This window comes from Streptomyces sp. PL-25, from assembly GCF_058344915.1.
This window is the reverse complement of record NZ_CP136997.1, coordinates 1,504,021-1,521,404: the sequence shown is the minus strand read 5'-3', so window position 1 is coordinate 1,521,404 and position 17,384 is coordinate 1,504,021. Positions and strand designations below refer to the sequence as shown.

Annotated in this window: 14 protein-coding genes and 1 rRNA gene; 9 read left to right on the top strand and 6 right to left on the bottom strand. The window is 69.8% G+C overall.

The window, feature by feature from the left end:
• Nucleotides 1-99: 99 nt before the first annotated feature.
• On the bottom strand, nt 100-1,308 hold the full coding sequence (serB, locus tag R4Z62_RS06740) for a phosphoserine phosphatase SerB (RefSeq protein WP_018567721.1): 1,209 nt from the start codon (nt 1,306-1,308) through the stop codon (nt 100-102).
• Nucleotides 1,309-2,222: 914 nt separating this feature from the next.
• Here serB and R4Z62_RS06735 point away from each other — a divergent pair.
• The gene (locus R4Z62_RS06735; RefSeq protein ID WP_355481626.1) at nt 2,223-4,760 is read left to right on the top strand and encodes an ABC transporter ATP-binding protein/permease; all 2,538 of its coding nucleotides are present in this window, start codon (nt 2,223-2,225) and stop codon (nt 4,758-4,760) included.
• A 154-nt stretch (nt 4,761-4,914) separates the two neighbouring features.
• Here the strand turns inward: R4Z62_RS06735 and R4Z62_RS06730 are convergent, their stop codons facing one another.
• A complete protein-coding gene (locus tag R4Z62_RS06730; protein ID WP_491519332.1) occupies nt 4,915-5,655 on the bottom strand; it encodes a transglycosylase SLT domain-containing protein in 741 nt (246 codons plus the stop codon).
• Between the two features lie 673 nt (nt 5,656-6,328).
• On the opposite strand from R4Z62_RS06730, the gene R4Z62_RS06725 reads away from it, so the two are divergent.
• The 3 genes from R4Z62_RS06725 (at nt 6,329) to R4Z62_RS06715 (ending at nt 8,567) form a co-directional block, all read left to right on the top strand.
• Nucleotides 6,329-7,474: a GAF domain-containing sensor histidine kinase gene (locus R4Z62_RS06725; protein WP_064532120.1), complete on the top strand. Its 1,146-nt coding sequence runs from the start codon at nt 6,329-6,331 to the stop codon at nt 7,472-7,474.
• Nucleotides 7,467-8,108: a response regulator gene (locus R4Z62_RS06720; protein WP_355485540.1), complete on the top strand. Its 642-nt coding sequence runs from the start codon at nt 7,467-7,469 to the stop codon at nt 8,106-8,108. Before R4Z62_RS06725 ends, R4Z62_RS06720 begins: the two co-directional genes overlap by 8 nt.
• A gap of 213 nt (nt 8,109-8,321) precedes the next feature.
• On the top strand, nt 8,322-8,567 hold the full coding sequence (locus R4Z62_RS06715) for a chaplin (protein WP_491519331.1): 246 nt from the start codon (nt 8,322-8,324) through the stop codon (nt 8,565-8,567).
• 90 nt (nt 8,568-8,657) lie between these two features.
• Here R4Z62_RS06715 and R4Z62_RS06710 read toward each other — a convergent pair whose 3' ends face one another.
• Nucleotides 8,658-9,455, bottom strand: coding sequence for an Rv1486c family protein (locus R4Z62_RS06710; protein WP_491519330.1), 798 nt, complete (start codon nt 9,453-9,455; stop codon nt 8,658-8,660).
• Nucleotides 9,456-9,607: 152 nt separating this feature from the next.
• Here R4Z62_RS06710 and R4Z62_RS06705 point away from each other — a divergent pair, with 152 nt between their 5' ends.
• The 3 genes from R4Z62_RS06705 to R4Z62_RS06695 all read left to right on the top strand — a co-directional run bounded on the left by R4Z62_RS06705 (nt 9,608) and on the right by R4Z62_RS06695 (nt 12,105).
• A complete protein-coding gene (locus tag R4Z62_RS06705) occupies nt 9,608-10,405 on the top strand; it encodes an ABC transporter ATP-binding protein (RefSeq protein ID WP_026252519.1) in 798 nt (265 codons plus the stop codon).
• Between the two features lie 158 nt (nt 10,406-10,563).
• The gene (locus tag R4Z62_RS06700; protein ID WP_491519329.1) at nt 10,564-10,995 is read left to right on the top strand and encodes an NfeD family protein; all 432 of its coding nucleotides are present in this window, start codon (nt 10,564-10,566) and stop codon (nt 10,993-10,995) included.
• Nucleotides 10,996-11,121: 126 nt separating this feature from the next.
• Entirely contained in the window at nt 11,122-12,105 is a 984-nt protein-coding gene (locus tag R4Z62_RS06695) for an SPFH domain-containing protein (protein ID WP_064532110.1), read from the top strand.
• Between the two features lie 121 nt (nt 12,106-12,226).
• Here the strand turns inward: R4Z62_RS06695 and R4Z62_RS06690 are convergent, their stop codons facing one another.
• The 3 genes from R4Z62_RS06690 to R4Z62_RS06680 all read right to left on the bottom strand — a co-directional run bounded on the left by R4Z62_RS06690 (nt 12,227) and on the right by R4Z62_RS06680 (nt 14,279).
• The gene (locus R4Z62_RS06690; protein ID WP_064532108.1) at nt 12,227-12,733 is read right to left on the bottom strand and encodes an HNH endonuclease; all 507 of its coding nucleotides are present in this window, start codon (nt 12,731-12,733) and stop codon (nt 12,227-12,229) included.
• Nucleotides 12,734-12,897: 164 nt separating this feature from the next.
• Nucleotides 12,898-13,437, bottom strand: a complete 540-nt coding sequence (locus R4Z62_RS06685; protein ID WP_355485548.1) for a YbhB/YbcL family Raf kinase inhibitor-like protein — start codon at nt 13,435-13,437, stop codon at nt 12,898-12,900.
• A 59-nt stretch (nt 13,438-13,496) separates the two neighbouring features.
• Complete coding sequence (locus tag R4Z62_RS06680) at nt 13,497-14,279, bottom strand: sporulation protein (RefSeq protein WP_491519328.1); 783 nt, start codon at nt 14,277-14,279, stop codon at nt 13,497-13,499.
• 139 nt (nt 14,280-14,418) lie between these two features.
• On the opposite strand from R4Z62_RS06680, the gene R4Z62_RS06675 reads away from it, so the two are divergent.
• A complete protein-coding gene (locus R4Z62_RS06675; protein WP_491519327.1) occupies nt 14,419-15,069 on the top strand; it encodes a DNA-3-methyladenine glycosylase in 651 nt (216 codons plus the stop codon).
• Nucleotides 15,070-15,597: 528 nt separating this feature from the next.
• Nucleotides 15,598-17,121 (top strand): 16S ribosomal RNA (locus R4Z62_RS06670).
• The last annotated feature ends 263 nt before the right edge of the window (nt 17,122-17,384 follow it).

Here is a 17,384-nt window from a genome sequence, read left to right as displayed (position 1 = left end):
GGCGGACGCGCACAGCAGGCTCCTGGCGCGCCCCCGGACAGGATGACCGCAGGGTGGGTGTCCGTGCGCCCACCGGTGGGCGCACGGACGGGGGACAGCTCAGCGCTCCTCGTGCGCGTCCGCCGCCTCGACCTCTTCGCGGGTCACGCCGAGCAGATACAGGACCGTGTCGAGGAAGGGCACGTTCACCGCGGTGTACGCCGCCTCGCGCACCACCGGCTTGGCGTTGAAGGCGACCCCGAGGCCCGCCGCGTTCAGCATGTCCAGGTCGTTGGCACCGTCACCGATCGCCACGGTCTGCGCCAGCGGAACACCCGCCTCGGCGGCGAACCGGCGCAGCAGCCGCGCCTTGCCCGCCCGGTCGACGATCTCGCCCGTGACCCGGCCCGTGAGCTTCCCGTCGACTATCTCCAGCGTGTTGGCCTGCGCGAAGTCCAGCCCGAGCCGGTCCTTCAGATCGTCCGTGACCTGGGTGAAGCCACCCGAGACCACGCCGACCTGGTAGCCGAGGCGCTTCAGCGTGCGGATCAGCGTCCGCGCGCCCGGCGTGAGCCGCACCTCGCTGCGCACCTTCTCCACCACCGAGGCGTCCAGCCCCGCCAGCAGCGCCACCCGGGCGTGCAGCGACTGCTCGAAGTCCAGCTCCCCGCGCATCGCGGCGGCCGTCACCTCGGCGACCTCGTCCTCGCACCCCGCGTGCGCGGCGAACAGCTCGATCACCTCGTCCTGGATGAGGGTCGAGTCCACGTCCATGACGACCAGGCGCTGCGCCCGGCGGTGCAGGCCCGCCGCGACGACCGCGACATCGACGCCCAGGGCCGCCGCGTCCGTCGCCAGCGCGGTGCGCAGCGGTTCCGTCTCCACCCCGGACACGGCGAACTCCACGGCCGTCACCGGGTACTTGGCCAGCCGGAAGACACGGTCGATGTTGCCGCCGGTCTTGGTGATGCGTGCCGCGATCTGGGCGGTGGCCTCGGCGGTGAGCGGATGGCCGAGCACGGTGACCAGCGAGCGCCCCAGGCCGCGCGGCCGGTTGTCGCCGCGACCGGAGATGATCTCCGCCTGCATCCTCATCGACTCGGCCCAGCTGTGCACCGTGGCGCGCAGGTCGCCCTCGAGACCGGCGGGCGGCTGGGTGACGAGCGCGCACAGCACCATCCGGCCGCGGGTGACGACCTGCTCGATGTCGACCACGTCGACGGAGTAGGCCGCGAGGGTGTCGAAGAGGCCGGCCGTGATGCCGGGCCTGTCCTTCCCGAAGATCTTGACGAGAAGGGTGAGGTCATCGGAACTCTGCGAAGCACTCATGGTGCCTTCCACCGTATCCGGCACCCAGTGCCTCCTGCCCCTCAGGTCCGCCTGGCGGACGGCGAACACTCGGGGTCGGCCGGATGACCGCCGCCCGACGATCGGGCCACGGCACCGGGACCCACGGCGTGTCGCTCCACCGGAAGGCCCGGTCGCTCCACCGGAGCGTCCGGCGGGCCATGGTGGAGGGGGAGGGACGGCGGGCCTCCGCGATACTGCGCCTCGGGGCACCCGGTGCCATGGCCTCCCGCCGGGTGGCGCGATCTCGACGGCGGAGTCCGCCTCAGCGCCCCTGCGACCGGGCGGCCCGCCGTGGCACCGAGTGCGTAGCGGGCGGCCCCCGGACCGGAGCCGCATCCGTCCGCCCTGGCCACACCGCCCGCTCCGTCCGCCCCGGCCGCGCCGCCTGTCACCGCCCCCGGCGACCGCCTCGGTGACCGCCCCGGGGCCACTGCGGAGCCACCCCGGTGGCTCCGTCCGCGCCCGCCCCGCCCCGCCGCGGACCGGACGCACCCGCACCCGCCGCCCCCTGACCGCCCAGCTCACGAGGGCGGCGGCGACCGACGACGCCTCCGTCCGTGACGGTCCTGCGTCCGCCCCGCCCCGCCCCGCACCCCGCCCCGCGCACCCCAGCCCCGTGGCCGTACCTCGGACAGACCGTCCGTCACTTCCGGCGGACCGTCCGTCGCGCGGCGCGGGCGGCCGCCACCGCATGTCCGCCTCGGGGTGAATGCCACACTCCGTCCTCGTTTCCACCGGACGTGCGTCACCGACCGGTTGCCTGCGTTACCTACTCATGACAAGGCCCGGCTTTCGGTCAGAGGGCGGAGCCTGGAATAGTTCAGCACGATGTTCGACATCCCTAGACTCCCCGCTACGGGGGCAATTCGGGGGACAACTCAGTGGGGCTTGGAGTGCCGGAACTCGTACTGGAAACACATGGACGGACCTGGACGCTCGATCCGTCCCGGACCTACACCCTCGGCCGTGATCCGCAGGGTGACATCGCATTCGACGACGCCAGGGTCTCCTGGCGCCACGCCACGGTCAGCCACAACGGCCGCAGTTGGGTGATCGAGGACCACGGCAGCACCAACGGCACGTTCGTGCGGGGGCAGCGGGTCCAGCAGACGGAGATCGGCCCGGGTTCGGCCGTCCACCTCGGCAACGCCACCGACGGCCCGTGCCTGAACCTCTCGGCCGCGGCGGCGGCCGCCGCCGCACCGCAGGCGCAGCCCTACGCCGCGCAGGGCGCCGGGGCGGGCTGGGCCGGGCAGCAGGCGCAGCAGCCGCCGGCCGTCCAGCCGGACCCGCAGGCCGGCTGGCAACAAGCCCAGGCCCAGGCACCGCAGGCGGCGGCGATCCCGCAGCAGCCGGTGCCGCAGCAGGGCCCCGGTGGTGGCGCGGGGGCGCCGCCGGCCCACGGCGACCGCAGCCCCACCACGTTCCACCAGTTCTCCCTGGGCCGTGTGATGCGCATCGGCCGTGCCCTGGAGAACGACCTGGTCGTCTCCGACCTCCAGGTCTCCCGCAATCACGCGGAGTTCCACGCGACGCCCGACGGCCGCATGGAGATCCGCGACCTGGGCTCGCACAACGGCACGTACGTCAACGGCCAGCCGATCACCAAGGGCGGCTCGGCGACGCTCGGCCCGACCGACATCGTCGGTGTCGGCCACTCGACGTTCCGGATCGTCGGCGACCGCCTGGAGGAGTTCGTCGACACCGGTGAGGTGTCCTTCTCCGCCCGTCATCTGACCGTCACGGTCGACGGCGGCAAGCAGATCCTCAAGGACGTCTCGTTCGGCGTCCCGGAGAAGTCGCTGATCGCGGTCATCGGCCCGTCCGGTTCCGGCAAGTCGACCCTGCTCAAGGCGCTCACCGGCTACCGCCCGGCCGACCAGGGCGAGGTCCTCTACGACAACCGGAACCTGTACAAGCAGTTCGCCGAGCTGCGCCAGCGCATCGGTCTGGTCCCGCAGGACGACATCCTGCACAAGGAGCTGACCGTCAAGAAGGCCCTGAAGTACGCGGCCAAGCTGCGCTTCCCGGCCGACACCACGGGCGCCGAGCGCGACGCCCGTATCGACGAGGTGCTGCGCGAGCTGAAGCTCGACCCGCACAAGGACAAGAAGGTCACCTCGCTCTCCGGCGGCCAGCGCAAGCGCGTCTCGGTCGCCCTGGAGCTGCTGACCAAGCCGTCGCTGATCTTCCTGGACGAGCCGACCTCCGGCCTCGACCCGGGCATGGACCGCGATGTGATGACGCTGCTGCGCGGCCTCGCCGACGACGGCCGCACCGTCCTGGTCGTCACCCACTCGGTGGCCGAGCTGGCCATCTGCGACAAGCTCCTGGTGATGGCGCCGGGCGGCAGCGTCGCCTACTTCGGTCCGCCCGAGGAGGCGCTGAACTTCTTCGGCTACGAGAGCTGGGCCGACGTCTTCTCGGCGTTCGAGAACTACCGCGACTACGACTGGGCGGGCCGCTGGAAGGGCTCGCAGCACTACCAGATGTACGCCGCGGACATCGACGCGGTCGCCCCGCAGTCGGCGGCCGTGCCGCCGCCGCAGGCCATCAGGCCGCCCAAGCCGCAGGCATGGGGTTCGCAGCTGCTGACCCTGATCCGGCGGTATGTGTCGGTGATCGTCTCCGACAAGGGCTTCCTGGCGCTGACGGTGATCCTTCCGGCGGTGCTCGGCGCGGTCAGCCTGCTGATCGACCACGAGAAGGGCCTGCTGGTCAACCCGATCAACTCGCGGACGCATCTGCCCACCCCGAACGGCACCGCGACCACGGTCCTGCTGATCCTCGCGGTCGGCGCGTGCTTCGCGGGCGCGGCGAACTCGGTGCGCGAGCTGATCAAGGAACGGGTGATCTACGAACGGGAGCGGGCCACCGGCCTGTCCCGGTCGGCGTACCTGATGTCGAAGGTCGTCGTGCTCGGCCTGATCACCGTGCTCCAGGGGCTGATGGTCGGCCTGATCGGCTTCTCCAGCCGGGAGATCCCCGGCAAGGGGCTGGTCCTGGGCAGTGCCACGCTCTTCGAGCTGTGCCTGCCGATCATGGCGCTCGGCTTCACCTCGATGATGGTGGGCCTGGTCATCTCCTCGCTGGTGAAGACCGCCGAGAAGACGATGCCGCTGCTGGTGATGTTCGCGATCATCCAGGTCGTGTTCACCGGCTGCCTGTTCACGCTGCACGGCACGCTCGGCGTCAACGAGTTCTCGTACCTGATGCCCTCGCGCTGGGCGGTGGCGGGCGCCGGCACCACGCTGGACCTCAACAACATCGCCCCGAACGTCGACGACCCGACCAGCACCGACCCGCTGTGGGACCACACGGTCTCGGCCTGGAGCCTCGACATGGCCGCGCTGATCGCGCTCGGTGTGGTCTGCGGCTTCCTGGTGGCGCGCTTCCTGCGCCGCCACGAGCCGGAGGTCATGCGCAAGTGACGGCCGGCGCACCCCGCGCGCGGTGAGACGCGAGCGGTGACACGGGCCGCGGGGGACCGCGGCGCACCGTGCGAAGAGCGGCGAAGGGCGGCACCCGTACCGGGTGCCGCCCTTCCGCGTCGTGCCGTCAGAGGTCCGCGCCGACCCCCTGGGGTCAGTACGCGCTGTTGACGTTGTCGATCGAGCCGTAGCGGTGGGCGGCGTAGTTGGCCGCGGCGGTGATGTTGGCGACCGGGTCGTAGATGTTCGTCGGCGTGCCGGGCACGTGGTAGGTGTTGAAGGTCGGCTGGATGACCTGGAGCAGGCCCTTGGAGGGTATGCCGTTGCGGGCGTTGATGTCCCAGCCGTTCATGGCCATCGGGTTGCCCGAGGACTCCCGCATGATGTTGCGGTGCAGGCCGCTGTAGGAGCCGGGGATGTTGTGCTGGCGCATGATCGACAGCGACTTGCGGATCCAGCCGTCGAGGTTGTTGCCGTAGCTGGTGGCCGCGGCGACCGGCTCCATGCGGGGACGCCCGGCGGACCGGGAGGCGGCCTTCTCGGCCTTGCGGGCGGCCTCCGCCTTGTGGCGGGCCGCGGCCGCGGCCTTGTGCTGCGCGGCGGCGGTACGGGCCTTGTGCTGCGCGGCGGCCTGCTTCTTGGCCTCGATGGCCTGGATCTTGACGCTGGTGCCGGCGAGCTGGTCGGTGACGCTGGCCTTGACGTCCTTGACCGGCTGCGAGCCGATCTGCACCGGGGCCGCCACGGTGTCGGCGGACGCGGTGGTGTGGTCGCCGCCGGGGACGGCGGTGAAGGCGATCGCGGCGGCACCGAGGACGGCGACAGAGGCGACGGCGGCCTTGTGGGTACGGGTCAGGGCACGACTGGATCGGGGGATGCGGAAGTTTGCAGGCATGGTGAAACGGACCTCTTCGAGTAGCGCGGAGGTCGCTCTCCGGACTGCGGGAGGGGGTCCTTCCCACACGAACGCCGCGAACGGAAATCCGCGGCGCTGAGCGACGAGAGCAATTCTTAGCTGCCGCAAAATCCGAGGGCAAAGGTGTGACGTACGAAGCCGGGTAGTGGATCAGGAAGCGACAAAACGGGACAGACTGGGGTACCTGTCCCGTTCACCGGGGGAGAGTCCTCTCCTATGCCCCTTCGTACGTGATGTGCGCCCTATGTGCGTCCTCACATGGGGGGCGGGTCATTCTCACGGTTGGTTGCCGTCGCAACGCATTGTGTGAGTGGCCTCCTCCGCAGGGAGGAGACGAGCGCGGCCGACGTAGTGCCATGGGCGTGCCCGCGTACGGCCTCCGCACGACCACGCACGGCCGCGTACGACCACGCAGGGCCGTATACGACGACACACGGCCGCGTACGGCCGCGCGCACGGCCTCGCTCCGGCCTGCCCACTCCCGCCGCGTCCCCGTCCCCTGTCCCTGTCTCTGTCCCCGTCCCCTGTCCTCTGTCCTCGTCTCCGTCCTCGTCTCCGTCCCCGTCCCCGTCCCCAGACCTAGGTCCGGCGGCCCCGCGGAGGCGTCCGCAGGTCCCATCCCCCTGTCACACCGCGCCGGTACCGTGAGGTCATGAGTCAAGGCCCCCGGTCCGGCCTCGGTGCGGTGAGTGCCGCGCTGCTGGCCATGAGCAGGCACCTGGAGGTGCGCGACGTCCTGAAGACGATCGTCGCCTCGGCCCGCGAGCTGCTCGACGCGCAGTACGCCGCGCTCGGCGTCCCGGACGACCACGGCGGCTTCGCCCAGTTCGTGGTCGACGGGGTCAGCGAGGAGCAGTGGCGGGCCATCGGCCCGCTCCCGCGCCAGCACGGCATCCTCGCCGCGATGCTGCACCAGACGGAGTCCGAGCGCCTGGCAGACGTGCGCACCGACCCGCGCTTCGGGGGCTGGCCGGCCGCCCACCCGGAGATGTCCGACTTCCTGGGCCTGCCCATCCGCGACGGCGACGAGGTCATCGGGGCCCTGTTCCTGGCCAACAAGCGCTGCCCCAGGCCGGCCGGCGGCTGCGGCTTCACGGAGGAGGACGAGGAACTGCTCGCCCTTCTCGCCCAGCACGCCGCCATCGCCCTCACCAACGCCCGCCTCTACGAGCGCAGCCGCGAGCTCACCATCGCCGAGGAGCGCTCCCGCCTCGCCCACGAGCTGCACGACGCGGTCAGCCAGAAGCTGTTCTCCCTGCGCCTGACCGCCCAGGCCGCCGCCGCCCTCGTCGACCGCGACCCGGTGCGCGCCAAGGGCGAGCTCCAGCAGGTGGCCGTGCTCGCCGCGGAGGCCGCCGACGAGCTGCGCGCCGCCGTGGTCGAGCTGCGCCCGGCCGCCCTCGACGAGGACGGCCTGGTCGCCACCCTGCGCACCCAGATCCAGGTCCTCGACCGCGCGCACAGCGCCCGTGTCACCTTCACCGCCCGCGGCTTCCGCGCGCTGCCGGCCGCCCAGGAGGAGGCCGTGCTCCGGGTCGCCCAGGAGGCCCTGCACAACGCGCTGCGCCACTCCGGCGCCGCGCATGTCGACGTCACCCTGGACCGCCGCGGCCCCGGCGCCGTCCTGCGCGTCACCGACGACGGCACCGGCTTCGACCCGCGCGCGGTGCGCCGCGCCGGACGCCATCTCGGCCTGGTCTCCATGCGGGACCGGGCGAGCGGCGCCGGCGGCACGCTCACGGTGGAATCGGCGCCCGGCAAGGGCACCACGATCGAGATGGAGGCCCCGGGTGGCTGACGCAATCAAGGTGCTGGTCGTCGACGACCACCAGGTGGTCCGCCGGGGCCTGCGCACCTTCCTGGAGGTGCAGGACGACATCGAGGTGGTCGGCGAGGCGGCCGACGGCGCCGAGGGCGTGCAGCGGGCCGAGGAGCTGAGACCCGACGTGGTCCTGATGGACGTCAAGATGCCCGTCATGGACGGCGTCGAGGCGCTGCGCAGGCTGCGCGAGCTGGGCAACGCCGCGCGCGTGCTCATCGTCACCAGCTTCACCGAGCAGCGCACCGTGGTCCCGGCCCTGCGCGCGGGCGCCGCCGGGTACGTGTACAAGGACGTGGACCCGGACGCGCTCGCCGGCGCCATCAGATCCGTGCACGCCGGTCATATCCTGCTCCAGCCCGAGGTCGCCGGCGCCCTGCTGTCCCAGGAGGACACCGGCCTCGGCCAGGGCCGCGGCACCACCCTCACCGACCGGGAGCGCGAGGTGCTGGGTCTCATAGCGGACGGCCGCTCCAACCGCGAGATCGCCCGCGCCCTGGTCCTCTCCGAGAAGACCGTCAAGACCCACGTGTCCAACATCCTGATGAAGCTCGACCTGGCGGACCGCACCCAGGCCGCGCTGTGGGCCGTACGCCACGGTGCGGCCGGCTGACCCGACCGCACCGGCACCGCGCACGGCACCTGGCACATGGCGCACGCACACGGCACACGGCGCATGGCGCACGGCAACGGAACGTTCCGTTCCGGACTGAGATTCATACCGTCGTGGGAATGTCCCCCGGATGGCGCAACCTCCGGGGGCCCCGGCCGTTCTCCAGTGCGTGCCGCGGCGACTGCCGCGGCGGACACCAGAAGGGCTTGGAACGTGAAGAACCTGAAGAAGGCAGCGGCCGCGACGATGGTGGCCGGCGGACTCATCGCCGCCGGTGCCGGAATGGCCTCCGCCGCCGACGGCGCCACGGCGGCCGGTGCCGCCAAGGGCTCCCCGGGCGTCGTCTCGGGCAACACCATCCAGGTGCCCGTCGCCGTCCCGGTCAACGCCGTCGGCAACAGCGTCAACGTCATCGGCGTCCTGAACCCGGCCTTCGGCAACCTCGGCCTCAACCGCTGAGAACGGCGCCACACCGATGCCCACGGCCTCCCGGGTCCACCCCGGGAGGCCGGTCGGCTCAGCACCCCCCGCGCAGCAGCCCCACCGCTTCTACCGCGTGCCCCTCTCCCGCTTCTCCCGCTCCTCGATCACGGAGTTGTACGCCGCCACCTGCGCCCGCCGCGCCGTACGCTCCACCGGCCGCAGCGCGGCCCCCCGCGCGGCCATCTCCGACGCGCTCACCGCGCCGCCGTGCCCGTTGCCGTACGCCAGCGACACCAGCAGCCCCACCCGCTGCGCCAGCTCCAGCACCCGCACCGCCCGCGGCGGATACCCGGGCGCGAGCACCTCGCGGCCCCGCTCGGCCCGCGCCCGGTAGGCGTCGAGTGCCGCCTCCGCCACCGGCCCCGACCCGGCGACGTCCAGCCGCGACAGCACCTCGGTCGCCTCCCGCAGCGCCTCGGCGAGTTCCCGCTCGGCCTCGCCCAGCGACGGCACGTCGGCGGGCGGCGCCTCCCGCGCCGGCAGCACATGCCAGACCACCTCGGCGTGCACATCACCCGCCGGCCCCGCCTCGCGCACCTCGGGCACCAGCCCGAGCGCGGCACCGTGGCACACCACCCCCTCACCGGCCTCCAGCGCCCGCGCGTTGAACTCCGGCGGACCGCTCAGCCCCAGCGGATGACCCGGCACCGGCAGCGCCACCCGCAGGGCACCCGCCCCGAGCGTGCGCAGCCGCCCCAGCGCGAGCGTGAGCCCGACCGGCCCCGACTCGCCGGGCAGCCCCGCCACCCGGTGGACGGCGTCCTCACCCACCACGGCGAGCACGGCGTCGTCCGGCGCGACAAGTCCGGCAAGAAGGGCATTTCCCCAAGCTGCGAGGCGTCCTGAACGCGGTTCCGAGAGCATGCGTCCACCCTAAGGACCGGACCGATGGAACAGCCCGCCCGGCCGGTGGCGTAGATTCGGTGGGGGCTGCGCCCACCGGCGCGGCGGACCGAGCCACAGGCGTACGCGACAGCCGAGACCGGCGGCACACTGCAAGGGGAGACAACGCGCTCATGAGCGATGTTCTGGAGCTTCAGGACGTATCCGTGGTCCGCGAGGGCCGGGCTCTGGTGGACCAGGTCTCCTGGTCGGTCAAGGAGGGCGAGCGCTGGGTCATCCTCGGCCCGAACGGCGCCGGCAAGACCACCCTCCTGAACGTCGCCTCCAGCTACCTCTACCCCAGCAAGGGCACCGCCACCATCCTCGGCGAGACCCTCGGCAGGCCCGGCACCGACGTCTTCGAACTGCGCCCCCGCATCGGCGTGGCCGGTATCGCCATGGCCGAGAAGCTCCCCAAGCGCCAGACCGTCCTGCAGACCGTGCTGACCGCCGCCTACGGCATGACCGCCGGCTGGCAGGAGGAGTACGAGGACGTCGACGAGCAGCGCGCCCGCGCCTTCCTCGACCGCCTCGGCATGACCGACTACCTCGACCGGCGCTTCGGCACCCTCTCCGAGGGCGAGCGCAAGCGCACCCTGATCGCCCGCGCCCTCATGACCGACCCCGAACTGCTGCTCCTGGACGAGCCCGCCGCCGGACTCGACCTCGGCGGCCGCGAGGACCTGGTCCGCCGGCTCGGCCGGCTGGCCCGCGACCCGATCGCCCCCTCCATGATCATGGTCACCCACCACGTCGAGGAGATCGCGCCCGGCTTCACCCACGTCCTGATGATCAACCAGGGCAAGGTGCTCGCCGCCGGACCACTGGAGCTGGAGCTGACCTCCCGCAACCTCTCCCGCTGCTTCGGCCTCCCGCTCGTCGTCGAGCAGGTCGGCGACCGCTGGACCGCCCAGGGCCTCCCGCTCTCCTGACCCGCGCCGAACTCCCCGCCCGGACAGCCGACTCGCCTGCCGTCGCCGTCAACGGCCGCCCCCTCGGCCCCGGTTGACGACCGCTTCCCCGAACCCTGCACCGAGCCACCCCCCGTGCGCCCTGTCGGTCACGCGACCCGCGGTCCTACCATGACCATGTGAACGACATCGACGCATGGGTGTGGTGGCTCGTCGGCGCGGCTGCGCTCGGAATCCCGCTCGTGGTGACCGCGATGCCCGAGTTCGGCATGCTCGCGGTCGGCGCCGTCGCCGCCGCGATCGCCGCTGGACTCGGTTTCGGGACCGTCATCCAGGTCCTCGCCTTCCTCGCCGTCTCCGTCGCCCTCCTCGCCGTCGTACGCCCCATCGCCGCCCGGCACAGCAGGCAGAGTCCCCGACTCGCCACCGGCATCGACGCGTTGAAGGGCAGGCAGGCCCTCGTGCTCGAACGCGTCGACGGCGCCGGCGGACGGATCAAGCTCGCCGGCGAGACCTGGTCCGCACGGGCGCTCGACCCCGACCGCAGCTACGAGCCCGGGGCCGAGGTCGACGTGGTCGAGATCGAGGGAGCCACCGCCATCGTCATATGACCTGCGCCGAACACCCCACGAGGCGGTCGACGGTCTGTCAGACTCGACCAGCAAGATCTTCAACAGCCGCAGAGCCCATAAGATCTTCCTAGAGCGCCGAGGCGGAGAGGGGACAGGGAACCCACGATGGAACCGGTCATCATCGTCCTGATCATTCTGGTGGTGTTGGTCTTCATCGCCCTGATCAAGACCATCCAGGTCATCCCACAGGCCAGCGCGGCCATCGTGGAGCGCTTCGGCCGCTACACGCGGACACTGAACGCGGGCCTCAACATCGTCGTCCCGTTCATCGACACCATCCGCAACCGCATCGACCTGCGCGAACAGGTCGTGCCGTTCCCGCCGCAGCCGGTGATCACCCAGGACAACCTGGTCGTCAACATCGACACCGTCATCTACTACCAGGTGACCGACGCCCGCGCCGCGACCTACGAGGTCGCCAGCTACATCCAGGCGATCGAGCAGCTCACCGTCACCACCCTGCGCAACATCATCGGCGGCATGGACCTGGAGCGCACCCTCACCTCGCGCGAGGAGATCAACGCGGCCCTGCGCGGCGTCCTCGACGAGGCCACCGGCAAGTGGGGCATCCGCGTCAACCGCGTCGAGTTGAAGGCCATCGAGCCGCCCACCTCCATCCAGGACTCGATGGAGAAGCAGATGCGCGCCGACCGTGACAAGCGCGCCGCCATCCTCCAGGCCGAAGGTGTGCGGCAGTCCGAGATCCTGCGCGCCGAGGGCGAGAAGCAGTCCCAGATCCTGCGCGCCGAGGGTGAGGCCAAGGCCGCCGCGCTGCGCGCCGAGGGCGAGGCCCAGGCCGTCCGTACGGTCTTCGAGGCCATCCACGCCGGCGACCCGGACCAGAAGCTGCTCTCCTACCAGTACCTCCAGATGCTGCCGAAGATCGCCGAGGGCGACGCCAACAAGCTCTGGATCGTCCCCAGCGAGATCGGCGACGCCCTCAAGGGACTCTCCGGCGCCATGGGCAACTTCGGCCCCCTGGGCGGCAATTCGGGCGGCGGCGGCAACGGCGGCGGCAGCACCGTACCGGCCCAGAACGACGGCAGGAACGCCCCCGCCGAACGCCGCGAGAAGCCCTTCATCGACTGAGGCGCCGGGCCGTCAGGACTCCGGGGCAGCGGGCCAGAGGACACCGGGCCAGAGGACACCGGGACAGCGGAGAACGGGCACCCGGAGACACGGGTGCCCGCGGCCGGTGGACCGGAGGACGTCAGGCGGCCTCGCGGGCCAGCCAGTCCGGCAGCGCCGCACGGTCGTCCGCGCCCAGCGCGAACAGCATCGCGTCCGCCGGTGTCGGCTCGAACGGCTCCCGCAGCAAGGGCATCCCCGCCTCCTGAGGAGTCCGGTCCGCCTTGCGGTGGTTGTCCTCCGCGCACGAGGCCACCGTGTTCAGCCAGGTGTCCTGCCCGCCGTGCGACCGCGGTATGACATGGTCCACGGTCGTCGCCCGCCGCCCGCAGTACGCGCACCGGTGCCGGTCACGCACCAGGACACCCCGCCTCGACCACGGTGCTTGTCTTCGGAAGGGCACCCGTACGTACCGGCACAGCCGGATCACCCGGGGCGCGGGGATGTCCACCGCGGCCCCGCGCATCCGCAGTTCGGGGTGGGCCTGCTCGACGACGGCCTTGTCCTGGAGCACCAGCACCACGGCTCGGTTCAACGTCACCGTCGACAGCGGCTCGAAGCTCGCGTTCAGCACCAGCGTGTCCCGCATCCGGCCCACCTCCCGTGTGCACCTGCCCACCCCCCGGCGGGCCCGGCTCAACTCTCTACGGGCGCGTCGGGATGGACAACGCAATAAAAATGCCCGCCTCCGATCACTTCCAAGACCAGAGGCGGGCAAACGTTCCGTGAACGCGAAATCGCGCGGCGGGGGGCTCAGCTTTCGGCGGGCACCTCGTACTCACCGATCAGCTGCGCCCGCGCCAGCGTGTGGAACCGCAGGTTGAAGCCCACCACGGCGGGCGAGGCGTCCGCGTCCGGACCGAGCTTGTCCTGATCGACGGCGTACACCGTGAAGACGTACCGGTGCGGCCCGTCCCCGGGCGGCGGCGCGGCACCGCCGAAGTCCTTCGACCCGTAGTCGTTGCGCGCGTGCACCGCGCCCTCGGGCAGGCCCTCGAACCTCCCGCCGCCCGCACCGGCCGGCAGCTCCGTCACCGAGGCCGGGATGTCGAACACCACCCAGTGCCAGAACCCGCTGCCCGTCGGCGCGTCCGGGTCGTAGCAGGTGACGGCGAAGCTCTTGGTCCCGGCCGGGAAACCCTCCCAGCGCAGCTGCGGCGAGGTGTTCCCCGCCGACTGGACCTGGGCGTCCTTGAGCCTCGCGCCCTCCTGCACGTCGTCGCTCGTCACCGTGAACGACGGCACGGGCGGATGGAAGTCGTGGGGGAGTGGCCGCCGCTTCAGCTCGGGCACCTCGGTACCTCCTGGTCGTTCTGATCGTTCCGGCTGTCGGTACCGACCTTAGGGCCTTGCTAGAACCAGCTCCGCTTGCTGCCGACCTCGGCGATCCACTGGTGCAGATACGCCGCCCAATCGGTGCGCTGATAGTCGTGCAGGCCCACCTGGAACGAGCGGTAGGTGTCGCTGCCCTCGCTGAACAGACCGGGCTTCTTGTCCATCTCCATCACCACGTCCATCGCCTGCTCGTCGGCGACGAAGCTCAGCTCGACCTCGTTCAGACCCCGGTACTCCGACGGCGGGTAGAACTCGATCTCCTGGTAGAACGGCAGCCGCTGCCGTGTCCCGCGGATGTGACCGCGCTCCATGTCCGCGTGCTTGAACCGGAAGCCCAGCTGGATGAACGCGTCCAGGATCGCCTTCTGCGCCGGCATCGGGTGCACGTTGATCGGGTCGAGGTCACCGGAGTCCACCGCACGGGCGATCGCCAGCTCCGTCGTCACTCCGATGTTCATGCCGCGCAGCGCCTGCCCGTCGATCATCGTGACCGGCGTCTCCCAGGGGATCTCCAGACCGAAGGGCACCGTGTGCACGGCACCGGCCTGGAGCTCGAAGGCCCCACCGAGCCGCACCTTGGTGAACTCGATGTTCTGCTTGTACTCCTCGTCGCCGCTCTCCACCTCGACCCTGGCCTGCAGCCCGACCGAAAGACCCTCGATCGCCTGGTTCACGGACCCGCCCTGGATCCGCACCTCGCCCTGGACGACACCGCCCGGCACGACGTTGACCTCGTGCAGTTCGGTCTCGACGGACGCCCCGCCGGCTCCGAGGCTCGCGAGCAGCTTCCTGAACGCCATGACTCTCCTTATACGGTGTGGATCCCTGATCCCTACATACGCGATGCGGCCCCGACCGGTTCCGCGTCCACACCCTGGCAAGGGGAGGGATCTTTGACCAGTCCTTGAGACCCACCCGTCTGGACTACGCTCGGAAGCCATGATCGCGCCCTCGGACCGTACGCCGCTGCCCAGAGACTTCTTCGACCGTCCCGTCCTGGAGGTCGCCCCCGACCTCCTGGGGCGGACCCTGGTCCGGACGACCCCCGACGGCCCGATCGTCCTGCGCCTGACCGAGGTCGAGGCATACGACGGCCCGAACGACCCCGGATCCCACGCCTACCGCGGCCGTACGCCCCGCAACGCCGTGATGTTCGGCCCGCCCGGACACGTGTACGTCTACTTCACCTACGGCATGTGGCACTGCATGAACCTGGTGTGCGGTCCGGAAGGACAGGCGAGCGGGGTCCTGCTCCGGGCCGGCGAGATCACGGAAGGCGCCGAACTCGCCCGCACCCGCAGGCTCTCGGCCCGCAACGACAAGGAACTGGCCAAGGGCCCCGCCCGGCTGGCCACGGCCCTCGGTGTGGACCGCGCCCTGGACGGCACCGACGCCTGCGCGGCGGGCGACACCCCGATCCGCATCCTCACCGGCATACCGACACCCTCCGGCCAGGTCCGCAGCGGCCCCCGCACCGGCGTCGCCGGCGAGGGCGGCAACGGCGACGTCCACCCCTGGCGCTACTGGGTCGCCGACGACCCGACGGTGAGCCCGTACCGCGCCCACGTGCCCAAGAAGCGCCGAAGTTGACTCGCCTCGGGAAGGTGCGTAATGTATCCCGAGCCGCTGAACCGGGTACGGCGTTTGCCAGCAGCCGGAGCGGCCAACCCACTATCTAGCTCGCACCCCTTCGCCGGGGTCGATTCTGGTGTGCCTGCATGCCCGAATTCGAACTCGTCGGACCCGATTATGAATCGGGACGGGAATCGGCTAACGTAGTGAATGTCGAAAGGCCGGACGGCGAAAGCCGGAAAGCCCGAGACGCCCCCCCCGACAGGGAATCGGATCGAAAAAGGATCTGATAGAGTCGGAAACGCAAGACCGAAGGGAAGCGCCCGGAGGAAAGCCCGAGAGGGTGAGTACAAAGGAAGCGTCCGTTCCTTGAGAACTCAACAGCGTGCCAAAAGTCAACGCCAGATATGTTGATACCCCGTCTCCGGCCGTCATGGCCGGGACGAGGTTCCTTTGAAGAAAACACAGCGAGGACGCTGTGAACCGGGGGAACATTCCTTCCTCTTGGTTCCGCTCTCGTGGTGTCGCCCCGATTACGGGGAAGCATTCACGGAGAGTTTGATCCTGGCTCAGGACGAACGCTGGCGGCGTGCTTAACACATGCAAGTCGAACGATGAACCACTTCGGTGGGGATTAGTGGCGAACGGGTGAGTAACACGTGGGCAATCTGCCCTGCACTCTGGGACAAGCCCTGGAAACGGGGTCTAATACCGGATACGAGTCTCCAAGGCATCTTGGAGACTGTAAAGCTCCGGCGGTGCAGGATGAGCCCGCGGCCTATCAGCTTGTTGGTGAGGTAGTGGCTCACCAAGGCGACGACGGGTAGCCGGCCTGAGAGGGCGACCGGCCACACTGGGACTGAGACACGGCCCAGACTCCTACGGGAGGCAGCAGTGGGGAATATTGCACAATGGGCGAAAGCCTGATGCAGCGACGCCGCGTGAGGGATGACGGCCTTCGGGTTGTAAACCTCTTTCAGCAGGGAAGAAGCGAAGTGACGGTACCTGCAGAAGAAGCGCCGGCTAACTACGTGCCAGCAGCCGCGGTAATACGTAGGGCGCAAGCGTTGTCCGGAATTATTGGGCGTAAAGAGCTCGTAGGCGGCTTGTCACGTCGGTTGTGAAAGCCCGGGGCTTAACCCCGGGTCTGCAGTCGATACGGGCAGGCTAGAGTTCGGTAGGGGAGATCGGAATTCCTGGTGTAGCGGTGAAATGCGCAGATATCAGGAGGAACACCGGTGGCGAAGGCGGATCTCTGGGCCGATACTGACGCTGAGGAGCGAAAGCGTGGGGAGCGAACAGGATTAGATACCCTGGTAGTCCACGCCGTAAACGGTGGGCACTAGGTGTGGGCGACATTCCACGTCGTCCGTGCCGCAGCTAACGCATTAAGTGCCCCGCCTGGGGAGTACGGCCGCAAGGCTAAAACTCAAAGGAATTGACGGGGGCCCGCACAAGCGGCGGAGCATGTGGCTTAATTCGACGCAACGCGAAGAACCTTACCAAGGCTTGACATACACCGGAAAACTCTGGAGACAGGGTCCCCCTTGTGGTCGGTGTACAGGTGGTGCATGGCTGTCGTCAGCTCGTGTCGTGAGATGTTGGGTTAAGTCCCGCAACGAGCGCAACCCTTGTCCCGTGTTGCCAGCAGGCCCTTGTGGTGCTGGGGACTCACGGGAGACCGCCGGGGTCAACTCGGAGGAAGGTGGGGACGACGTCAAGTCATCATGCCCCTTATGTCTTGGGCTGCACACGTGCTACAATGGCCGGTACAATGAGCTGCGATACCGTGAGGTGGAGCGAATCTCAAAAAGCCGGTCTCAGTTCGGATTGGGGTCTGCAACTCGACCCCATGAAGTCGGAGTCGCTAGTAATCGCAGATCAGCATTGCTGCGGTGAATACGTTCCCGGGCCTTGTACACACCGCCCGTCACGTCACGAAAGTCGGTAACACCCGAAGCCGGTGGCCCAACCCCTTGTGGGAGGGAGCTGTCGAAGGTGGGACTGGCGATTGGGACGAAGTCGTAACAAGGTAGCCGTACCGGAAGGTGCGGCTGGATCACCTCCTTTCTAAGGAGCACATAGCCGAATGCAGGCAAATGTTCTGCACGGTTGCTCATGGGTGGAACGTTGACTATTCGGCACGGTTCGGATGTCTTCTGCTAGTACTGCTTCGGCGTGGAACGCAAGGGGATGGATGGAACGTGTCGGGCACGCTGTTGGGTCCTGAGGGAATGATGCCCTCAGTTTGCCGGCCCCGGTGAAGCATCGTTTGTTCGGTGTGTGACGGGTGGTTGGTCGTTGTTTGAGAACTGCACAGTGGACGCGAGCAT